At 50.2% G+C, this 20,053-nt stretch carries 17 protein-coding genes and 3 pseudogenes; 4 read left to right on the top strand and 16 right to left on the bottom strand.

Translation table 11 applies throughout. The features are described from left to right. The 5 genes from codY to sigK form a co-directional block, all read right to left on the bottom strand. Positions 1–786: a GTP-sensing pleiotropic transcriptional regulator CodY gene (gene codY / locus ABGT54_RS09915; RefSeq protein ID WP_346663937.1), complete on the bottom strand. Its 786-nt coding sequence runs from the start codon at positions 784–786 to the stop codon at positions 1–3. Positions 787–849: 63 nt separating this feature from the next. After that, positions 850–2,934: a type I DNA topoisomerase gene (gene topA, locus ABGT54_RS09920; RefSeq protein ID WP_346663938.1), complete on the bottom strand. Its 2,085-nt coding sequence runs from the start codon at positions 2,932–2,934 to the stop codon at positions 850–852. Positions 2,935–2,949: 15 nt separating this feature from the next. Further along, a complete protein-coding gene (gene dprA / locus ABGT54_RS09925) occupies positions 2,950–4,065 on the bottom strand; it encodes a DNA-processing protein DprA (RefSeq protein WP_346663939.1) in 1,116 nt (371 codons plus the stop codon). Positions 4,066–4,080: 15 nt separating this feature from the next. Beyond that, the gene (locus tag ABGT54_RS09930; RefSeq protein ID WP_346663940.1) at positions 4,081–5,619 is read right to left on the bottom strand and encodes a YifB family Mg chelatase-like AAA ATPase; all 1,539 of its coding nucleotides are present in this window, start codon (positions 5,617–5,619) and stop codon (positions 4,081–4,083) included. Positions 5,620–5,860: 241 nt separating this feature from the next. After that, on the bottom strand, positions 5,861–6,442 hold the full coding sequence (sigK, locus tag ABGT54_RS09935) for an RNA polymerase sporulation sigma factor SigK (RefSeq protein WP_346663941.1): 582 nt from the start codon (positions 6,440–6,442) through the stop codon (positions 5,861–5,863). Between the two features lie 198 nt (positions 6,443–6,640). On the opposite strand from sigK, the gene ABGT54_RS09940 reads away from it, so the two are divergent. The 3 genes from ABGT54_RS09940 (at position 6,641) to ABGT54_RS09950 (ending at position 10,026) form a co-directional block, all read left to right on the top strand. Then, positions 6,641–7,927 (top strand): sensor histidine kinase, encoded by a 1,287-nt coding sequence (locus ABGT54_RS09940; protein WP_346663942.1) that lies wholly within the window; start codon positions 6,641–6,643, stop codon positions 7,925–7,927. Beyond that, positions 7,924–8,805 (top strand): response regulator, encoded by an 882-nt coding sequence (locus ABGT54_RS09945; RefSeq protein WP_346663943.1) that lies wholly within the window; start codon positions 7,924–7,926, stop codon positions 8,803–8,805. Before ABGT54_RS09940 ends, ABGT54_RS09945 begins: the two co-directional genes overlap by 4 nt. Before the next feature lie 189 nt (positions 8,806–8,994). After that, complete coding sequence (locus ABGT54_RS09950) at positions 8,995–10,026, top strand: PTS sugar transporter subunit IIC (RefSeq protein WP_346663973.1); 1,032 nt, start codon at positions 8,995–8,997, stop codon at positions 10,024–10,026. Positions 10,027–10,076: 50 nt separating this feature from the next. On the opposite strand, the gene ABGT54_RS09955 is transcribed toward ABGT54_RS09950, so the two are convergent. The 8 genes and pseudogenes from ABGT54_RS09955 to mtaB all read right to left on the bottom strand — a co-directional run bounded on the left by ABGT54_RS09955 (position 10,077) and on the right by mtaB (position 16,643). Beyond that, entirely contained in the window at positions 10,077–11,306 is a 1,230-nt protein-coding gene (locus tag ABGT54_RS09955) for a U32 family peptidase (RefSeq protein WP_346663944.1), read from the bottom strand. A gap of 113 nt (positions 11,307–11,419) precedes the next feature. Continuing rightward, positions 11,420–12,065, bottom strand: a pseudogene (locus tag ABGT54_RS09960) (O-methyltransferase). 78 nt (positions 12,066–12,143) lie between these two features. Further along, positions 12,144–13,811 carry a ribonuclease J gene (locus tag ABGT54_RS09965; RefSeq protein ID WP_346663945.1) on the bottom strand — a complete coding sequence of 556 codons (1,668 nt, stop codon included), beginning with the start codon at positions 13,809–13,811 and terminating at the stop codon, positions 12,144–12,146. A 2-nt stretch (positions 13,812–13,813) separates the two neighbouring features. Beyond that, a complete protein-coding gene (locus ABGT54_RS09970; protein WP_346663946.1) occupies positions 13,814–14,293 on the bottom strand; it encodes a Fur family transcriptional regulator in 480 nt (159 codons plus the stop codon). Positions 14,294–14,300: 7 nt separating this feature from the next. Next, positions 14,301–14,558: a DUF1292 domain-containing protein gene (locus tag ABGT54_RS09975; RefSeq protein WP_346663947.1), complete on the bottom strand. Its 258-nt coding sequence runs from the start codon at positions 14,556–14,558 to the stop codon at positions 14,301–14,303. A gap of 7 nt (positions 14,559–14,565) precedes the next feature. Beyond that, complete coding sequence (gene ruvX / locus ABGT54_RS09980) at positions 14,566–15,006, bottom strand: Holliday junction resolvase RuvX (RefSeq protein WP_346663948.1); 441 nt, start codon at positions 15,004–15,006, stop codon at positions 14,566–14,568. Between the two features lie 3 nt (positions 15,007–15,009). Next, a complete protein-coding gene (locus ABGT54_RS09985; protein WP_346663949.1) occupies positions 15,010–15,276 on the bottom strand; it encodes an IreB family regulatory phosphoprotein in 267 nt (88 codons plus the stop codon). A gap of 57 nt (positions 15,277–15,333) precedes the next feature. Then, positions 15,334–16,643, bottom strand: a pseudogene (gene mtaB / locus ABGT54_RS09990) (tRNA (N(6)-L-threonylcarbamoyladenosine(37)-C(2))-methylthiotransferase MtaB). 108 nt (positions 16,644–16,751) lie between these two features. Between mtaB and ABGT54_RS09995 the strand changes: the two are divergent. Continuing rightward, complete coding sequence (locus ABGT54_RS09995; protein ID WP_346663950.1) at positions 16,752–16,997, top strand: HPr family phosphocarrier protein; 246 nt, start codon at positions 16,752–16,754, stop codon at positions 16,995–16,997. An 86-nt stretch (positions 16,998–17,083) separates the two neighbouring features. Here ABGT54_RS09995 and thiI read toward each other — a convergent pair whose 3' ends face one another. The 3 genes and pseudogenes from thiI to ABGT54_RS10010 form a co-directional block, all read right to left on the bottom strand. Then, positions 17,084–18,268, bottom strand: a complete 1,185-nt coding sequence (gene thiI / locus ABGT54_RS10000; protein ID WP_346663951.1) for a tRNA uracil 4-sulfurtransferase ThiI — start codon at positions 18,266–18,268, stop codon at positions 17,084–17,086. A gap of 29 nt (positions 18,269–18,297) precedes the next feature. Then, a pseudogene (locus ABGT54_RS10005) lies at positions 18,298–19,451 on the bottom strand (cysteine desulfurase family protein). 63 nt (positions 19,452–19,514) lie between these two features. Next, positions 19,515–20,053: RsmE family RNA methyltransferase (locus ABGT54_RS10010; protein ID WP_346663952.1), on the bottom strand; the 539-nt coding region annotated here is incomplete at its 5' end.

Raw genomic sequence — 20,053 nt, forward strand, 5'->3', positions numbered from 1 at the left:
CTAATTCTTCATGCGTTCTTCTTTGATCCGTTCCAGCTCTGTAAATACATAATCATTGACAACTTTGATATAAGTGCCCTTCATACCGGAGGAGCGGGATTCGATCACGCCGGCGCTCTCAAATTTTCTAAGAGCATTTACGATCACGGATCTGGTAATTCCCACCCGGTCGGCAATCTTACTTGCCACGAGGATGCCTTCTGTCCCGTTCAGCTCATCGAAAATATGGATGATCGCTTCCAGTTCGGAATAAGACAATGTGCTGATCGCAGACTGGACAATGTGTTCTTTTCTGCTCTCTTCTGCATTCTCCTCATTGACAGAGCGAAGCATCTCCAGACCAACTACCGTTGTCCCGTATTCACTTAAAATAATATCGTCGATCTCATAAATCTCGTGAACCTTGTAGATAAACAGGGTGCCCAGCCGTTCTCCGGCGATATCAATGGGCGTAATAATGGCCTGGTATCCGCTGACTACTTCCGGTGAAAATCCCAGGGTTTCCAGATTCACATTTTCTTTGGTCGAAAGGATGCTAAGGAGACGCTCATTGAGCATCGCGTCCACATGGGTCCCCACCTTCTGTTCGATCAGTTCCCGGATCAGCGGGACGCCTTCGCTCTGGCTGCAGCCAAGCACCTTTCCCTTTTTACTGATTACTACCACATTGGAAGCCAGGATTTCTGTCAGCACTGCACAGATATCATTGAATACTACTTTACTGGAATTGTTATTGTGGAGTAACTTGTTAATTTTTCTTGTTTTGTCTAATAATTGTACACTCATTGGCAGACCTCCATCCTTATGAAGTTATATTATCATATGTTTTCTGTATGTTCAATAAATTTTCTAAATATTCTTTACATTTCTCGTATTTTCCACATAACCGCACTTCTGATCGCTGCACAGCAGTTTATTTCCTCTCTCTACCATGTAGCTTCCGCAGCGCGGACACTTCTTCACAGATGGCTTCTGCCATGACATAAATTCACAATCCGGATTGTTTTCACATCCATAATACTTTCTGCCCTTCTTGGTCTTGCGAAGGACCACATCTTTGCCGCAGATCGGGCAGGGCACGCCGATCTTTTCCAGATAGGGTTTGGTGTTGCGGCACTCCGGAAAGCCCGGACAGGCCAGGAACCTTCCGTGAGGGCCGTATTTGATCACCATGTTCCGGCCACACTGTTCACAGATCACATCCGTGACTTCGTCTTCTATTTTTACCTTTTCCTGTTCTTCTTCAGCCTTTTTTACCGCCTCTGAAAGATCTGGATAGAAGTTCTCGATGATCGTTTTCCAGCGCACCTTTCCTTCTGCCACTCCATCCAGAAGTCCTTCCATATTTGCCGTAAAATTCACATCCACAATACTCGGGAAAGACTGCTTCATAATGTTGTTGACCACTTCCCCGATTTCTGTCATATAAAGGTTCTTGTTTTCCTTTGCCACATATCGCCTGGAAATAATGGTCGTAATGGTGGGCGCGTAGGTACTGGGCCGTCCAATCCCCAGTTCTTCCAGCGTCTTTACCAGCGCAGCTTCTGTATAATGCGCCGGCGGCTGTGTAAAGTGCTGACTGGTATCAAACTGTTCTTTCGTCAGTTTTGTATCCTGATCCAGTCCGTTCAAAAGCACATTGTTTTCTTCTTTTTCTTCGTCTGCTTCTGTATACACACAGCGGAACCCTTCAAATACAATCCGGGAAGCCGATACGTTGAACCTGTATTCTCCTGCCGAGATCCGGACAGAAGTAGTCTCATATCTGGCAGGCTGCATCCGGCTTGCCACAAACCGCTTCCATATCAGCTGATACAGGCGGAACTGGTCTCTGGTCAGGGAATCCTTCATGGCCGCAGGCGTGCGGGTTACATCCGTGGGACGGATGGCCTCGTGAGCATCCTGGATCGACCGGCCTTCTTTGACTTTTGCCGCAGTTTCCATGGCCACGAAATCTTTTCCATAAGTTCCGGAAATGTAGGTCCGCACATTCTGCTCTGCTTCTTCGGAGACGCGGGTAGAATCTGTACGCAGATAAGTGATAAGACCCACGGTCCCGTTTCCTTTAATATCCACACCCTCATAGAGCTGCTGCGCGATCCGCATGGTCTTGGAGGTGGCAAAATTCAGCGCCTTGGAAGCCTCCTGCTGCAGGGTGCTGGTTGTAAACGGCACCGGCGCCTTTTTCAGGCGTTCTCCTTTGCGAACCTCTTCCACACGATACTCGGCTCCTTCCAGATCATTTAAGATCTGATCCAATTCTTCTCTGGAACGTATAACAATCTTCTGGTTTCCTTTCCCGTAAAACTTCGCCCGCAGCGGTTTTTTCTCACCTTCTGCCCTAAGCTCCGCTTCCAGAGTCCAGAATTCTTCCGGAATAAATGCGTTGATCTCGTCCTCCCGGTCTGCAATGATCCGAAGCGCAACGGACTGTACACGGCCGGCGCTCAATCCCCTCTTTACCTTTGCCCACAAAAGAGGACTGATCTTGTATCCCACGATCCGGTCAAGGACCCTTCTTGCCTGCTGTGCGTCCACCAGATTAATATCAATATCCCTCGCATTTTTCAGGGATGCTTTCACTGCGCTTTTGGTAATCTCATTAAAACTGATCCTGTATGTTTTCTTCTCATCCAGTTTCAGAGCCTGACTCAAATGCCAGGAAATCGCCTCTCCTTCCCGGTCCGGGTCGGTCGCAAGATAGACTTTATCTGCTTTCTTTACTTCTTTTCTCAAGGATGCCAGAATCTCGCCTTTCCCGCGGATCGTAATATATTTTGGCTCGTAGTCATGTTCGATGTCTATCCCCAGCTGACTTTTGGGAAGATCTCTGACATGTCCGTTTGACGCCATGACCACATAATTGCTTCCCAAAAATTTTTTAATAGTCTTCACCTTTGCCGGTGACTCCACGATTACAAGATAGCGTGCCATATCTTTCCTCCGTTATTACACTTTCCCGTCAGTCCTTTTATCGGCTCTGACATAATGATTTCTTGAAATTTCTCTGGCATATCCTTCAAGCACCAGGGAAACCAGAGCTTCCACAACCCTTCCTGGGCTTAACCCTGTTTCTTCTATTATATGGCTGGTACTCTTTGGAAATAAGCCGAGACAACTATACACCATATTTTCGGGACTTTCAAGCACTATTTTTGTTTTGTCAGATTTTTTCATCAGATGAACCTTCTCCATCCCCAATTCCGCCAGAAGCTCTTCCGGCGACAACAGGATCCCTGCTCCCTGTCGGATCAGCTGGTGGCACCCCTCGCTCAAAGGACTGTTTACAGGCCCCGGCAGCGCATAGACGTCTTTTCCCTGTTCCAGCGCCTGGTCTGCAGTAATGAGGGAACCGCTTTTCACCTTCGCCTCCATCACCAGTATCACGTCTGCAAGCCCGCTGATCACACGATTCCTTTCCGGAAAATAAGCAGGCAGCGGTGGCTCGCCGGGGCAGCGTTCCGAAAGGATGCCGCCCTGCTTTATGATATCCATATACAGACCGATGTGTTCCCTGGGATAACAGACATCCACCCCGCAGCCAAGGACTCCATACGTCTTGCCTCCCACGTTCAGGGCTCCTCTTTGTCCGGCTCCGTCCACGCCTTTTGCCATACCACTGATTACCGCGATCCCGGCCGCTGCCAGAGCCTCTCCGTAAACAAGCGCCATCTCCTCCCCGTAAGGTGTACACCGCCTGGCGCCCACGATCGCGACAGACGGCTGATCGTCCGGCGGAAGCTCCCCGCGGACAAAAAGGGCATACGGCGGATCTGGAATCTTAAGAAGTCTTTTGGGATAATCCGCTCCTCCAAAGGTTGTCATAGTGATCCCGCTCTCTTGGATCTTCTCCCATGCCCGGGCGGCTGCTTCTCTTCTTTCTTTATTGATCAGGACGCAAATGTCCTTCTCCGACAGAAACGCCTTCTCCTTCAGTTGCTTTTCTTCTATATAATAAATATCCTCTGCATTTCCAAACACCTCTGTCAGCATTCTTTTTTTCCTGGCAGACAAAGGGCTTAAGGATGCCAGCCAGTAATCATAGGCTTTTTTCTCTTCTTTCATTGATCCACCTTTCTTTTACCTTCCCCAGTATTGCTTGTCCACCGTCCGGTATCCTGCTGCCTCTTTTAAATGAGGGAGAAGGATCTGGCTGCTGTTCTCCAGATCCGCGATTGTCCGCGCAACCTTCAGGATCTTGTGATAGGTTCTTGCCGTCAGATTCAGAACCTGAAACGCCCGTCTCATAAATCGTTCGCCGTCCTGGTCCAGCAGACAGTATGTTTCCACTTCACGGCTTCCCAGAAGGGCATTGGAGCGGATCGCCGTCCCCGCATACCTTCTGGCCTGCAATTCTCTGGCCGCGCAGACCCTTTTACGGATCTCCCTGGAACTTTCCGCCTGCATAGCTCCGCCCTTCAGATCTTCATAAGAGACCCTGGGCGCTTCCACACACAGATCGATCCGGTCCAGAAATGGCTGACTGATCTTCCCCAGATATTGCCGGATCTGATTCTGCGTGCAGCTGCATTTCCCAAGATCCGGATAATTCCCGCAGGGGCAGGGATTCATCGCTGCAACCAGCATGAAATTTGCCGGAAACCGATACGTCCCGTGATTTCTGGCAATACAGATCTGTCGTTCCTCCAGAGGCTCCCGCAGCGCTTCCAGCACCGGTTTCTCATATTCGGTCAATTCATCCAGAAACAGAACCCCTTCGTGAGCCAGGCTGATCTCCCCTGGCGAGGGCGCCCTTCCGCCTCCGATCAGAGCTGCCTTTGTCACCGTGTGATGTACTTCCCGGAAAGGGCGCTCCGTGATCAGCGGATGCGTTTCTTCCACTCGCCCAAGCACACTGTACACCGCTGTCATCTCCAGACTTTCCTCTTCGCAGGGAGGTGGAAGGATCCCCGGGATCCGTCTGGCGATCATGGATTTTCCGCTGCCCGGAGGCCCCACCAGCAAAAGATTATGGCCGCCAGCGGCCGCCACCTCCGCCGCCCGTTTCACCCCGCTTTGTCCGCAGATTTCTGCAAAATCCGGTTCTTCTTTTCCTGGAAGACGCACGGCTTCTTCTCTGTCTCGTACAACCGGAGCAATGGTTGCACTTCCGTCCAGATATCCGCAAACCTGCCGGATGTGAGACACGCCGATAATACAGATGTCGTCCACCAGCGCCCCTTCCGCTCCGTTTCCCTCTGGCAGGATACAGGTTTTCATCCCTGCCTCCCTGGCCCGCCTCACGATAGGAAGGATCCCCGGCACTTTGCGTACCGATCCGTCCAGCCCCAGCTCGCCAATCAGCAAAACCCCATGCAGACTTTCTTCCGGGACAATTCCCAGCGCCGCCAGAACCGACACCGCCACAGCCAGATCAAAAGAAGCCCCCTTCTTTCTAAGCGTCGCAGGCGCCAGATTTACCATAATCTTCTTTGCCGGAAGCCGGATATTTGCATTGCTAAGAGCCGTCCGCACCCGCTGCGCCGCCTCCTTTACTTCCGACGAAAGATATCCGACCATATGAAACACCGGAAGGCCATTGCTGATATCCGCCTCCACCCGGATCAACTCTACCTGCATTCCCTGAATACAGGCAGAAGCTACTGCGCTAAACGCCATACACACACCTCATTTCCCCAAAACAGACATCATCCACCTACAACAAATTCCTTTCCCTTGTGAACACCGGCCGAAATGGCCAACAGAACAATAGATCATTCAGAATCTGCCAGAAAAATCGATTCCAAAAAGACAATTTTATCATAACACCATCCGCAGGAAACTGTCAATCGGGTACAGGGTAAATTCCATTTAGGTACAGGGCAAATGGCAATTTGGGACGTAGTCCTTTGCAAAAAGTCTACGTCCTGATTTCCATTTCTTTCCGCAGTTTTCCAATAGCGCTTTTTTCAATCCTGGAGACATAGGAGCGGGAAATCCCCAGCTGTTCTGCTATTTCCCGCTGGGTATATTCTTCTTCGTTATAGAGCCCGTACCGCATTTTCAGTACGATGCGTTCTCTTGGCGACAGGATGGATTCTACCTTTTGGTACAGTTTTCGGATATCTTCCTGTAACTCTGCTTTTTGATGAGCATTTTCTTCTTCTGTTTCAATGATATCAAAAAGGTGTATTTCATTTCCTTCCCGGTCTGTACCGATGGGCTCATAGAGCGAAACCTCTCTTGCCGTTTTCTTTTTGGCCCGCAGGTGCATAAGGATCTCATTTTCGATACATCTTGCCGCGTAGGTCCCAAGCCTTACGCATTTTCCCGGGTTAAATGTGACTACCGCCTTGATCAGCCCGATCGTGCCTATGGACAGCAGATCTTCTGCCTCTTCTTCATATGCCTGATACTTTTTTACGATGTGCGCCACCAGGCGCAGGTTACGTTCGATCAGAATATGCTTCGCCTCCAGGTCACCCTCCGTATATTTTTGCATGTATTCCTTTTCTTCTGATGCTGTGAGGGGTTGCGGAAATGACTTCAAGATGAGCACCTCTTGGCGTATTTGATATACTCTATGTCGTTTTTTCTTTTTTTGTGCTTTTCCATGCAATTTTCTCTATGCAAAGGGTTCACAAAGGCTTTGGAAAAAGTTATAGTAAAAGTAGAAACCCGGTAAAAATGGAGCTTTTTTATGAATAATAAAATGAAAACCCTGGTTTTCTCATGTCTGCTGATGATTCTGGCTGCACAGTTCAGTGTAAATCTTTTTTTTGCAGATTTTGAGATTTCCGTTGCCGTGATCTTTCTTCCGGTTTTTCTGTTCTTAAAAAAAGATTTCCCCATCCTGCCCGCAGCCCTTTGCTCCGGCACAGGTGTATTTCTTGTACGGCTTTTTCTTTCCTGGCTGCGAAACGGCGATCTGAGTGTCGCCTGGTCTTTCTATCCGGAGATCCTTTTTTATTTCTGCTACGGACTTCTGCTCTTTGCAGGATCGCGGCTCCTTCCGAAAAAGGACGGAACCTTCCGGTTTTTCTTTCCCTACCTGGCGGTGATCGACTATCTGTCCAACCTGGCTGAACTTCTTCTCCGGGAAGGAAGCGACGCCTTTCTTTTCCCGGCCCAGGCCGCTATTTTTCTGGTAGCTGTTTTAAGAACAGGACTGATCTGGTGCGTTCTTACCACGCTTGATCAGTATCGTCTTCTCCTCCTTCGCAGGGAGCACGAAAAACGATATCGAAATCTGCTGCTTTTGATCTCCCGTCTCCACGGGGAAGTCCTCTGGATGGAAAAAAACACTCATCTGATCGAGTCTACCATGAATACTGCTTACCGTCTCTATGAAGAGCTAAAAAAACAGCCCGGACAGGAGTCTTTTGCCCGGTCCGCCCTTGCCGTGGCCGGAGACATTCACGAGATCAAAAAAGAATATCTTCTGATCATGCGCGGCATATCAGAGGTGCTGGACCAGGAGCTGAAAAGCAGCGGAATGTATATGGAAGAAATCTTAATATTAATGAAAGACGCCCTGATCCGCCTGGGGAAAGAAAAAGAGAAAGATGTAACCGTAGCCCTTCACTGCTCCGGCCGCCTGTACACCACCCGCCATTACGCCTGGATGTCTGTATTCCGCAATCTGTTTACCAACGCTTTGGAGGCGGCGGACACTCCTTTTGTCCGGATTGAAGCAACTCAGACATTTACCGAACAAACATGCGTTTTTACCGTGACCGACCACGGCCCCGGCATTCCGCTCCAGAATCAGGAAGAAATCTTTCACCCCGGCTTCTCTACAAAAATCAACTATGAGACCGGCGAGATCAGCCGGGGACTCGGCCTGAATCTGGTCCGCGGCCTGATCACAGACCAGTTTCACGGATCCATCTCCCTGGCCTCCCGCCCAGGAGAGACCACATTTACCATCGAAGTACCAAAGACGGAATTTGAAACAGAAACCACAGAAGAAAGGATGATACCATGAATTTTTATCTTCTCGATGATGACAGAAATATCCGGCGGATCCTGGCGCAGATCATTACAGACCGGGAGCTTGGAAACGTATGCGGATACGGAAGCAACGGACACGAAGGCCTGGACGAAGTCTTTGACCTGAAACCAGATATTATTATTGTGGATCTTCTGATGCCGGAAATGGACGGGATCACCTTTGTAGAGCACGCAAAGCCAGGACTTCCTGACACTGCCTTTGTCATGCTTTCTCAGGTGTCGTCCAAGGAAATGATCGCTGCCGCCTATGAAGCGGGGATTGAATTTTTTATCCAGAAACCGATCAACAGTATAGAAGTGGAAACGGTGATCCAGAAGGTCCGCCAGAATCTGTCTATGAAGCGAACGCTTCAGAAAGTACAGGAGCTCTTTACCGAGGATATCCCCGGAACCCTGGACCGCGCGTCTGCCCCGGCTTCTGAAACAGAAAACGAAAGCCCCCTTGCCTCCTGCCAGGAAGCCGTCGCATCCTTGCAGCTCATCCTTCAGCGTCTCGGGATTGCCGGCGACATCGGCAGCCGCGACATCATTTCTGTTGTAGAGTACATGATACAGAACCACTCAGAGGCTGCAGATCTGACGCTTAACGAGCTGTGCAGCCGCTTCAGCGAGACTCCCAAATCCATGGAACAAAGGATCCGCAGAGCTGCTGCCGCAGGACTTTCCAATCTGGCGCATCTGGGGCTCGAGGATTATGGAAATGAAATTTTTACCGAATATTCCAACACCCTCTACAACTTCGAGCAGGTCCGCAGGGAAATGGATTTCATCCGGGGAAAAAGTGAAAAACGCGGAAACATCAAGATCAAAAGTTTTTTAAACGCTCTGGTTATGTACTGTGTGCACAAATAAGGTCTGAAGAAGAAAGTGACGCATCCCCTAAAATTTGTGAACAATCCACAAATTTTAGAGGATGCGTTATTTTTTCTTGTCTGTTCTGACACCATTTGAAACCATCTGAAACCTCTCCATTATATTTGTTTTATCAATAAATCCGTTCATTGATTCAAAAATCAAACAAGAAAGAGAGGAACAAATATGATCACGATTTTATCTGGCGTAGGATTGTTACTGGTGGCGCTGGCCGGCTTTTCTTTATTCAGCCTGAAAATGCCCAAAGGCCAGCTTGCCATGTCCGGCATGGCAAATGCAGCTGTTGCCACATTTCTGGTGGAAGCGATCCACAAATATATTACCGGCGATCTTCTGGGGCTGGAATTTTTCCGGATTGTGGGCGAAACCTCCGGAAGCCTTGGCGGCGTGGCCGCTGCCATCATGGTCCCCCTTAGCATGGGCGCCAACCCGGTTCTTTCTGTTGTTGCCGGCGTAGCCGTCGGCTCCTATGGCATCCTCCCCGGTTTTCTTGCCGGTTATCTGGTAGGCATGGTTTCTCCCATCCTGGAGAAAAAGCTGCCGGAAGGACTGAACATCATCCTGGGCGCTCTCCTGATCGCCCCCTTTGCCCACCTGATCGCCTGGGCCTCGGACCCTGTCGTGACGGTTGTGCTGACCCGCATCGGAGGAACCATCACGGCAGCCACCGAACAGTCGCCTGTTGTAATGGGCTTTCTCCTTGGCGGCATCATGAAAATGATCTGCACCTCGCCATTAAGTTCTATGGCTCTTACCGCCATGCTGGGGCTCTCCGGACTCCCCATGGGGATCGCTGCCATCGCCTGCGTGGGCGGATCCTTTACCAATGGTCTGATCTTCGCCAGATTAAAACTGGGAGACAGAAGCAAAGTGGTCGCTGTGATGCTGGAACCTCTGACCCAGGCAGATATCGTAACTTCCAATCCCATCCCCATTTACTGCTCGAATTTCTTTGGAGGCGGACTGGCAGGCATCTCGGCCGCAGTCTTTCAGATCGTAAACAACGCGCCCGGCACGGCGTCTCCGATCCCGGGGCTTCTGGCGCCCTTTGCCTTCAATCCACCGCTTCAGGTAATTCTGGCTCTGATCTTTGCCATTGCAGGGGGAAGTCTGGCCGGCTTTGTGGGCAGCCTGGTATTCAGAAGCCACAAAAAGCGCGTGGTGGAAACAGCCGGTTCTGCCGTGACCGCAGGAATTTAACTGCCTTAAGATCAGGGGAAGCTTCCGGAAAACAAAGGAGCAGAGGACATTTAGCCCTCTGCTCTTCTTAAAATATCATAACGCTGCGCGTTTCCGGACAACTCCACATACAGGGTCTGTCTGGAATGAGGCGCGCTTTCCATATCTTCCCCATCCTCATTTAAAATCCTCTGCACAGTCACTTCTACATTTCTTCCGTCCGGCTTCATAATTTCTATCCGCTCTCCCACAGAAAACTTATTTCTCTGTTCGATCCGATACCGGCCATCCGTTTCTCCGCCGATGATCCCCAGATAAGTGTACTCTTTGATATAAGTATTATTATCATAGATCTGTGCGGACTCATCCGGTTTTCCAAAATAAAATCCAGTGGTAAACTGCCGGTAGGTGCAGTCTTTGATCTGATCCCGATACCAGGACATGTTGGCATAATATTTTTCCGGGTCTTCCAGATAATCGTCAATGGCCTTTCGGTAGGTTCTGGCCACCGTAGCCACATAAAGCGCCGTCTTCATCCTTCCCTCGATCTTGAAGCTGTCAATCCCCGCGTCGATCATTTCCGGAATATGCTCAATCATGCAGAGGTCTTTGGAGTTAAAAATAAAGGTGCCCCGCTCATTTTCATAGACCGGCATATATTCTCCAGGCCGGGTTTCCTCAACCACCGCATACTTCCACCGGCAGGGATGGGTGCAGGCGCCCTGATTGGCGTCCCGGCCGGTAAAATAATTGCTCAGAAGACACCGGCCGGAATAGGAAATGCACATGGCGCCGTGAATAAAGCTCTCAATCTCCATCTCCTCCGGGATCCGCTGCCGGATCTCCCAGATCTCCTTTAATGATAATTCCCTGGCGGAAACCACCCGTCTGGCTCCCTGTTTCCACCAGAACAGATAGGTTCCGTAGTTGGTATTGTTGGCCTGAGTGCTGATGTGCCGTTCTATTTCCGGGCAGATCTCTTTCGCCAGCTCAAAAATGGCCGGATCGGCGATGATCAGCGCATCCGGCTTCAGATCTTTCAATTCTTTTAAATATTCCTCCACCCCCGGAAGATCCGCGTTGTGCGCCAGGATATTTACGGTCACATGCACCTTCGCTCCATGTTCGTGGGCAAACGCAATGCCTTCCCGCATATCCTCCATCGAAAAATTTTTAGCCTTGGCCCGCAGGCCAAACGCCTCTCCCCCAATATACACCGCATCTGCCCCAAAGATCACAGCCGTTTTTAAAACCTCAAGACTGCTGGCAGGTATCAGTAATTCCGGTCGTCTCCTTTCCATGGTTCCAACTCTCCTCTCCGTTCATTCTTCTGCCTGTCCGTTTCCATGTATCAGCGCTGTCTTTCCCGCATCAACACTGTTTTTCCCGCATTTCCCGTATCAGCAGGGCCGCGTCAGACTTTTTTCACTGTCAGAGCCACCCCGTCTCCCAGTGGAAGGATGCTGGTCATAAGCTCCTCCCTGTGCTTCAGTTCATAGAGATACTCCCCGCATCCGGCTGTGAATGGTCCGATCCCGCCGTTCCACCGCAAAGCGGGACTCGATCAGACTGCCGTCCTGCAGTACATTATCAGACATCAGCACGCCGCCTGGTGTCAGGATCCGCAATACTTCAGGCAGATAATGGATATACTGGCCCTTGGCCGCATCCATAAACACAAAATCATAAGTCCCCTCCAGAGACTTCAGCACCTCCATGGCGTCCCCTTCGATCAGAGTGATCCTATCTTCCCGCCCGGCTCTTCGGAAGTTCTCCCTGGCGATCGGAATCCTTTTTTCATACTTCTCAATGGTGGTAATATGGGCTCCCGCCGGCAGATATCTGCTCATCAGAAGCGCAGAAAAGCCCACAGCCGTCCCCACTTCCAGCACGCGCATCGGCCGGATCATCTGTAGCAAAGTTTTCAGAAGACTCTGCGTCTCCTTGCGGATGATCGGCACATAAGAAGCCAGCGCCTCCTGCTCAATCCTCTCAAGCAGCGGATCTTCCGGGCTCTCCAAAGACCGCAGATAGACTGCAAGACGGTCATTTCTATCCATAAAGGTACACCCCATTTCGCAATTTGGGACGTAGACCTTTGCAAAAGGTCTACGTCCCTGTTCACATTTTGTTCACATTTACACATCCATGATGATGGGCAGGATCATGGGTCTGCGCTTGGTCCGCTTCCAGATGAATTCGTTCATGGTGTCACGGATCACCAGCTTGATCTTGCTCCAGTCTGCGTTGCGCTGATGTGTGAGGCAATCTTCTACCGCATCGGTCAGCACATGTCTGGCTTCTTCCATCAGACCCTCGGATTCACGCACATAGACGAAACCGCGGGATACGATATCCGGACCGGCCAACAGCTGATTGCTGCCTTTTTCCAGGGTCAGGACTACGATCAGGATCCCGTCTTCCGCCAGATGCTGCCGGTCGCGAAGTACGATATTTCCCACGTCTCCGACGCCAAGACCGTCTACCAGGATGGATCCTGTGTGGACTTTATCTGCCACCTTTGCCTCCTGGCTGCTGACCTCCATCACATCTCCGGAATGGAGGATGAATACATTTTCCTTCGGGATCCCAAGGCTTATGGCAAGCTCTGCATTCGCCTTCAGATGTCGGTATTCTCCGTGTACCGGAATGGCATATTTGGGCTTCACCAGCGAGTAGATCAGTTTTAACTCTTCCTGACAGGCATGCCCGGATACATGGACATCCTGGAAGATCACATTCGCACCCTTTGCCGACAGTTCATTGATCACCCGGGATACGGATTTCTCATTGCCGGGGATCGGATTGGAACTTAAGATAACGGTGTCTCCCGGCATAATGGTCACTTTTTTGTGGATATCCGCCGCCATCCTGGACAGAGCCGCCATGGACTCGCCCTGGCTGCCTGTTGTGATCAGCACCGTCTTTTCCGGCGGATAGTTCTTCATCTGATCGATCTCGATCAGTGTTTTATCCGGTACGTTCAGGTATCCCAGCTCCTGGGCAACCTGGATGATGTTGACCATACTGCGGCCTTCCACCACAACTTTCCGGTCATATTTGCAGGCTGTATTAATGATCTGCTGCACCCGGTCTACATTGGATGCAAAGGTGGCAATGATCAGCCTGGTATTCTGATGCTCTGCGAAAATATGGTCAAAGGTCACGCCCACCGTCCTTTCAGACTGGGTAAATCCCTTTCTCTCCGCATTGGTACTGTCACTCATCAGCGCCAGCACGCCCTTCTTTCCAATCTCCGCAAATCTCTGAAGATCAATGGCGTCCCCGAATACCGGCGTATAATCCACCTTAAAGTCTCCGGTATGGACCACGATCCCCGCCGGCGAATAAATCGCAAGAGCCGCCGCGTCCTGGATGCTGTGATTGGTCTTGATAAATTCAATCCGGAAATGTCCCAGATTGATCGACTGTCCGTGACGCACCACTTTTCTTCTGGTGCTTCTTAACAGATTATGCTCTGTCAGCTTCCGCTCAATGATCCCCATCGTCAGCTTGGTGGCGTAGATCGGAAGGTTCATCTCCCGAAGCACATACGGCAGCGCGCCGATATGATCCTCATGTCCGTGAGTGATCACAAAGCCTTTCACCTTCTCAATGTTGTCTTTCAGATAAGACACATCCGGGATCACAAGGTCGATTCCCAGCATATCCTCCTCCGGAAATGCAAGCCCGCAATCCACCACAATAATACTGTCTTCATATTCAAAGGCAGTAATGTTCATTCCGATCTTTTCCAGTCCTCCCAGCGGAATGATACGCAATTTTCCATTGTTTTCTTTTTTCAAATTTACACCTCCATGTGTTGCTCCGTACTGTTTTCCTTTTTCTGGCACTCCCGGCATTGTCCATAGAACTTTAATTCGTGGTCTAACACATGGAAACCGGTCTCTTCCTCGATCCGACCCTCCAGCTCATCCAGAAGATCGTCATGAAACGGAAGTATTTTTCCACAAGTCTTACAGATCAGATGATGATGGTGATGCTTTCCTTCGTCTCCCGCTGCTTCTCCGATTTCATAGCGCACGCATCCGTCATCCAGGCTGATCCTGTCCACCAATTGCATTTCCAGCAACAACTGCACCGTCCGGTAAATGGTGGCAAGCCCGATCCCCGGGCATTCCGCCTTCACCATTTCATAGATATCCTCACAGGTCATGTGTTTATCGCGATGATCTGCCAGGGTCTCTAAAACAAGCAACCTCTGATCGGTCACTTTTAATCCTTTTTTTCTCAGCATTTCTTTGAATGTTTCTTTACTGATAGACATTCGTGCCTTACCTTTCAATCTCTACGTCTTCCAGGAGTTCTTCAAACACCTTTGATACAGCAAACAGCTCTTCTTCGTCTTCCACAAACTCATAAAAACTGTCATCCTCCAGGCCGTCTCCCGTCTCCTTCAGCATATAGCACTCTGCGTCATCCTTCTCAGAATCCGTCACCAAAATGTAGTCCACGCCATTTACGGTTGTCTGTTCCAGCACAAAAAACTCAAGTTCCTGCATGTCTTCAGACATGAATTTGATTTTTTCCATAGATCCTCTACCCTTCGAAATCCTTCCGGTGGGCGAGCGAGTCCAGATATCCCTGCAATATAAAAACAGCCGCAATCTGATCAATATATTTCTTGCGGTTCTCACGTCTCACTTTATTTTCCATCAACGTCCGTTCTGCTTCCACTGTAGTCAGACGCTCGTCCCACATCACGACCTTAAGGCCGGTCCGCCTTTCAAGCATCTGACCAAATTCCAAAGATTTTTCCGCCCGTTCCCCGATATCGTTATTCATATGCCTGGGAAACCCCAGCACGATCTGCTCCACCTGGTACTCTTTTACCAGCTCCTCGATGCGCGCGCAGGTCTTCCGAAGCTTATTTTCTTCTTTCCTGGTAATCGTCTCCACAGCCTGGGCAGTGATCTTCAGCGGATCACTGACTGCAACGCCTACGGTTTTAGAACCGTAATCCAATCCCATGATTCTCATTGCTTATTCTTCCCAGCCATTGTGTCTGATATACGTCTTAAGCATCTCTTCTACCAGTTCGTCCCTCTCCATCTTCATGATCAGGCTTCTGGCGCCGTTATGGCTGGTGATGTAGGTGGGGTCCCCTGACATAATATATCCGACCATCTGATTAACCGGGTTATACCCTTTTTCTCTTAAAGCCTTGTACACAATCTCAAGAATATCTTTTGCCTGAATCTGTGGACCGCTTTCTACCTGAAAAAACTGGGTGCTGCTTAAATCTTTCATATACTCACGTCCTCCAATCATACTTCAACCCTATTCTACATGAATCTTTTCCAAAATTCAATGAATTATTTGAAAAGGATTCTCTATTTCTATCTCAATCAGGCGGTTGACCAGGTTTTCCTCTGTCTGGATCCCGACTTTTACATATTCCCTGGTATGTCCCACCTGCCAGATCTTTCCGTCTCTTAGAACCTCCTCCTCGATCAGCACCTCCTTCGTGGCGCCGAGTAGTTTTTTCTCATAGTCTGCCTGCTTTCTCCTGCTAAGCTCCAGCATAAGAGCGCTTCTTTCCGTTTTCAGAGGCTCTGGCACCTGATCGGGCATGGCGGCCGCTTTGGTCCCTTCCCGTCTGGAATACTTGAAGATATGGGTCTCATAAAAATCCACCCGGTCCACAAATGCTCTGGACGCCTCAAACTCTTCCTCTGTCTCTCCGGGGAAGCCCACGATCACATCCGTGGTCAGCGCAGGATCCCGGAAATATTTCCTAAGAAGTACGCACTTTTCATAATATTCTTCCGCCGTATACCGCCGGTTCATCCGTCTTAGCGTCTCCGTACATCCACTCTGAAGGGAAAGATGAAAATGCGGGCACATTTTCGGAAGACCGGAAATCGTCCGTACAAATTCTTCTGTGATGATCCTGGGTTCCAGAGAGCCCAGACGGATCCTCCGGATCCCTTCCACTTCATGGACCGCCAGGATCAAGGACAGCAGATCCTCTCCTGTGTCAATACCGTAAGAACTTAAGTGGATGCCGGTCAGCACCACTTCCTGATACCCGCTTGCCGCAAGCCGGTTTACTTCTTCCAGTACCTGATCCTTCTTCCTGCTCCTGACCCTGCCTCTGGCATAGGGAATGATGCAGTACGAACAGAACTGATTGCATCCGTCCTGCACCTTGATATAAGCCCGGGTATGTTCCGCCGTCCGGGACAGGCTTAGTTCTTCATATTCCCTGGCATGCCCGATGTCTGCCAGCTCCTTTACCGGCTCCCTGGAACCCTTAAGGCTCTCCCTTCCCGGCTCTTTTCGTACGCTTCCAGGATCGAAACAATCTCCTTTTTACGGTTATTGCCGATCACAATATCCACACACGCGGCTGCCTCATCCGGTTTTTCCTGGACATAACATCCGCAGGCCGCCACGATGGCGTCCGGGTTCAGCTTTCTGGCCCGGTGGAGCATCTGCCTGGACTTGCGGTCCGCCATATTGGTCACCGTACAGGTGTTGATAATATATACATCTGCTTTTTCCTGAAATGGAACGATCTCATAGCCTGCATTTTCCAGAAGCTCCTGCATGGCCTCTGTCTCATAAGCATTCACCTTGCATCCCAGATTGTGAAGCGCTGCTGTTTTTTTCATGAAACAATCCTTTCCTGCGAACATTTATTTAACCAAAATCTTCCTTGACTTTTCTTTTCCACACTCTTAAGATAAATATGAAAAGAAAACAACAAGGAGGAATCTCAAATGAAAACCGTAAAAGTTTCTTTAAATACGATTGAAAAAGTAAAATCCTTTGTAAATGCGATCACAAAATTCGACTATGACTTTGACCTGGTATCCGGAAGATATGTGATCGACGCCAAATCCATCATGGGAATCTTCAGCCTGGATCTGGGGCAGCCCATCGACCTGAACATCCACTCCGATAATGCAGCGGAAGTTGAGGCTGTCATGGATGTGATCGCTCCTTTTATCTGCGAAGAGAAATAATCCGATATCTCTGACATGATATCACAGGTCAGGCCCGGAACCGGGCCTGACCTTTTTTGTACGTTTTGTACTTTTGCTGTTTCCCTCTATTCTTCTACTTCCAGCACTTCCTCCGAAGCGATGGCCTCCTGCACCAGTTCCTCGATTTTTTCGGCAAGCCTTTCTTCCGAGCGGCGGATCACCTCTACATTGGGCTTCGTCACCGGGTGCTTTGCTACAAAAATGGTGCAGCAATCTTCATAGGGCTGGATGGATGTCTCAAACGTGCCGATCTTTTCGGATACATTCACGATCTCCTGCTTGTCATATCCGATCAGAGGACGGTAGACCGGCATGGTACATACATCATTGGTGGCCGCAAGACTCTGCATAGTCTGACTTGCCACCTGTCCGATGCTCTCCCCTGTGATCAGTCCCAGACAACCGTCTTCTTTTGCAAAATGCTCTGCGATCCGCATCATGTACCGGCGCATGATAATGGTCAGCTCATCGTGAGGACACTGATCATAGATATACAGCTGGATCTCCGTAAAGTTCACTACATGAAGCCGGATGGGTCCTGCATATCTGGATACGATCTTTGCCAGATCCACCACCTTTTGCTTTGCCCGCTCGCTGGTATACGGCGGCGCATGAAAATAAGTCGCCGACAGCCCCACCCCGCGTTTGGAGATCATATAGCCGGCCACCGGGCTGTCGATGCCGCCGGATAAAAGAAGCATCGCTTTTCCGTTGGTGCCCACCGGCATGCCGCCCGCTCCCGGAAGGATCAAAGAGTAGACATAAATCTCATGGCGGACTTCGATGTTGACCTGTACATCCGGATGATGCACATCAACGCGAATGTCCGGGAACGCCTCCAGAATAGCCTCGCCCAGATCTCTGCTGATTTCCATAGAGTTCATGGGATAAGACTTTTTCGCCCTTCTGGACTCTACTTTAAAAGTCAGATGCTTATCCGGATACATCTCATCCATATAAGCCACCACATCCTTTTTCAGCTGTTCAAATCCCTGGTCTTCCAGCCGCACCACCGGACAGATCCCCACCAAGCCAAAAACTCTCTGCAAATGCTCTACGGTTTCTTCGTAGTCATACTCCCCCTCACAGTCCACATAAATGCGGGCCTGAGATTTGTACACCGAAAACTCCCCGTCCACATCTTTCAGCGCGCGGCGCACCTGGCGCACCAGCGCGTCCTCAAACAGATACCGGTTTTTTCCCTTAATCCCGATCTCTCCGTATTTTAACAAAAATGTATGAAATCTCATCGTCTGCGAATCTCCTTCGTCTCATCTTTCTATTTTCTGGTATATCTGCGAAGCATTGGCACTATATTGTACAGCGCCTTCAGCGTCTCGTCAATCTCTTCTTCTGTGGTAAATTCTGACAGGCTGAACCGCAAAGTTGCGTCCAGAAACTGCTGCCCTGCGCCGATCCCCTTTAATACACCGCTGATCTGCGGATGATTGGAGGCGCAGGCCGATCCACTGGACACGTAGATGCCTTTCTCTTCCAGGGCATGGAGCAGCACCTCGCTGCGGATGCCTGCAAACCCGACACTGACAATGTGTGGCGCGCTGGTCTCATCATACAGACCGTGGACCGCAGTATCCGGGATCTCCTGAACCCCCTCGATAAACCGGGTTTTCAACTCCCGCATCCTTGCAACCTTCCATCCAGATCCTGGTAGATCATTTGAGCCGCCAGTCCAAGACCTGCGATCCCGGGTACATTCTCCGTACCGGAACGGATATTTCTCTGCTGCTCTCCGCCAAACACGATGGGCTCGATCTTCACATGTTCGTCAATGTACAAAGCTCCGATCCCCTTGGGTCCGTGGATCTTATGGCCGCTTAAGGATAAAGATCCACCTTCAGCCGTTTGGGATAGATCCGGTATTTTCCAAATCCCTGGACCGCGTCCACATGAAACAGGATCTTCTGATCAAAGGCCTTGACAAGGGCGGCCGCTTCCTGCACAGGCTGCACAGATCCCACTTCATTGTTGACATACATCATGGACACCAGGATCGTCTCCGGGCAGAGCGCCTCTCTAAGCGCCTCCAGACTGGCCCGCCCGTAGCGGTCCACAGGGAGGAAGGTTACGCGAAACCCCTCTTCTTCCAGATGGCGCATGGTATTCAGGATCGCCGGATGTTCAATACCGGTCGTGATCAGATGATTCCCCCGGCGTCTATGCGCCCTGGCCGTACCCATCAGGGCAAGATTATCGCTTTCCGTTCCTCCGGAGGTGAAAAAGATCTCCTTTTCCTGTACTTTCAAAAGCTTTGCAAGCCTCTCTTTGCTTCTTTTACATAGCGTTCTGCAGCCACGCCTTTCGCATGCATGGAAGACGGGTTCCCATAGTCCTCGCACATCACCTTGCGGACCAGATCCCCGACTTCCGGTACGCCATTGTGGTTGCAGAATTATCCAGATATATTTCTTTCATGATTTCACTTCCTGAACAATCATTTTGTCATTATCAATATATGTATGACCCCTGCCGTCTGCGCTAAGGCTCCAGGTGGTACATCAGGATCGAAAGCACCGCCATCCCCGCCGTCTCTGTACGAAGGATCCTCTTTCCCAGGGTAACAGGAAGGGCGCCTGCCTGTCTGGCTCTTTCCACTTCCTCTTTTTCAAATCCGCCTTCCGGGCCGATAAAGATCCCGATGGATTCCCCGGGGCGGATCTTGCCGATCACAGAACGGGTATGATCCATCGCTTTCGCCAGCTCATAGGGGATCAGACGCACGTCCAGCTCCCCTGCCAACTCCAGCGCTTCTTCAAAAGACATTACCTCCCGGATCCTGGGAATATAGCCTCTTCCCGCCTGCTTTGCCGCGCTTTCGGCAATCTGCTGCCACCGCTGCACTTTTTTGGCCGCTTTCCTTAAGTCCAGCTTCACCACACAGCGCTTCATCTCCACCGGGATTACCTGGCAGACGCCAAGCTCCACCGCTTTCTGTACGATCAGCTCCATCTTTTCCTGTTTGGGAAGCCCCTGAAAAAGATAGATCCGGGAAGGCAGCTCCAACACGCGATCTAGTG

The sequence above is a fragment of the uncultured Merdimonas sp. genome (assembly GCF_963929015.1).
Taxonomy (GTDB): Bacteria; Bacillota; Clostridia; order Lachnospirales; family Lachnospiraceae; genus Merdimonas.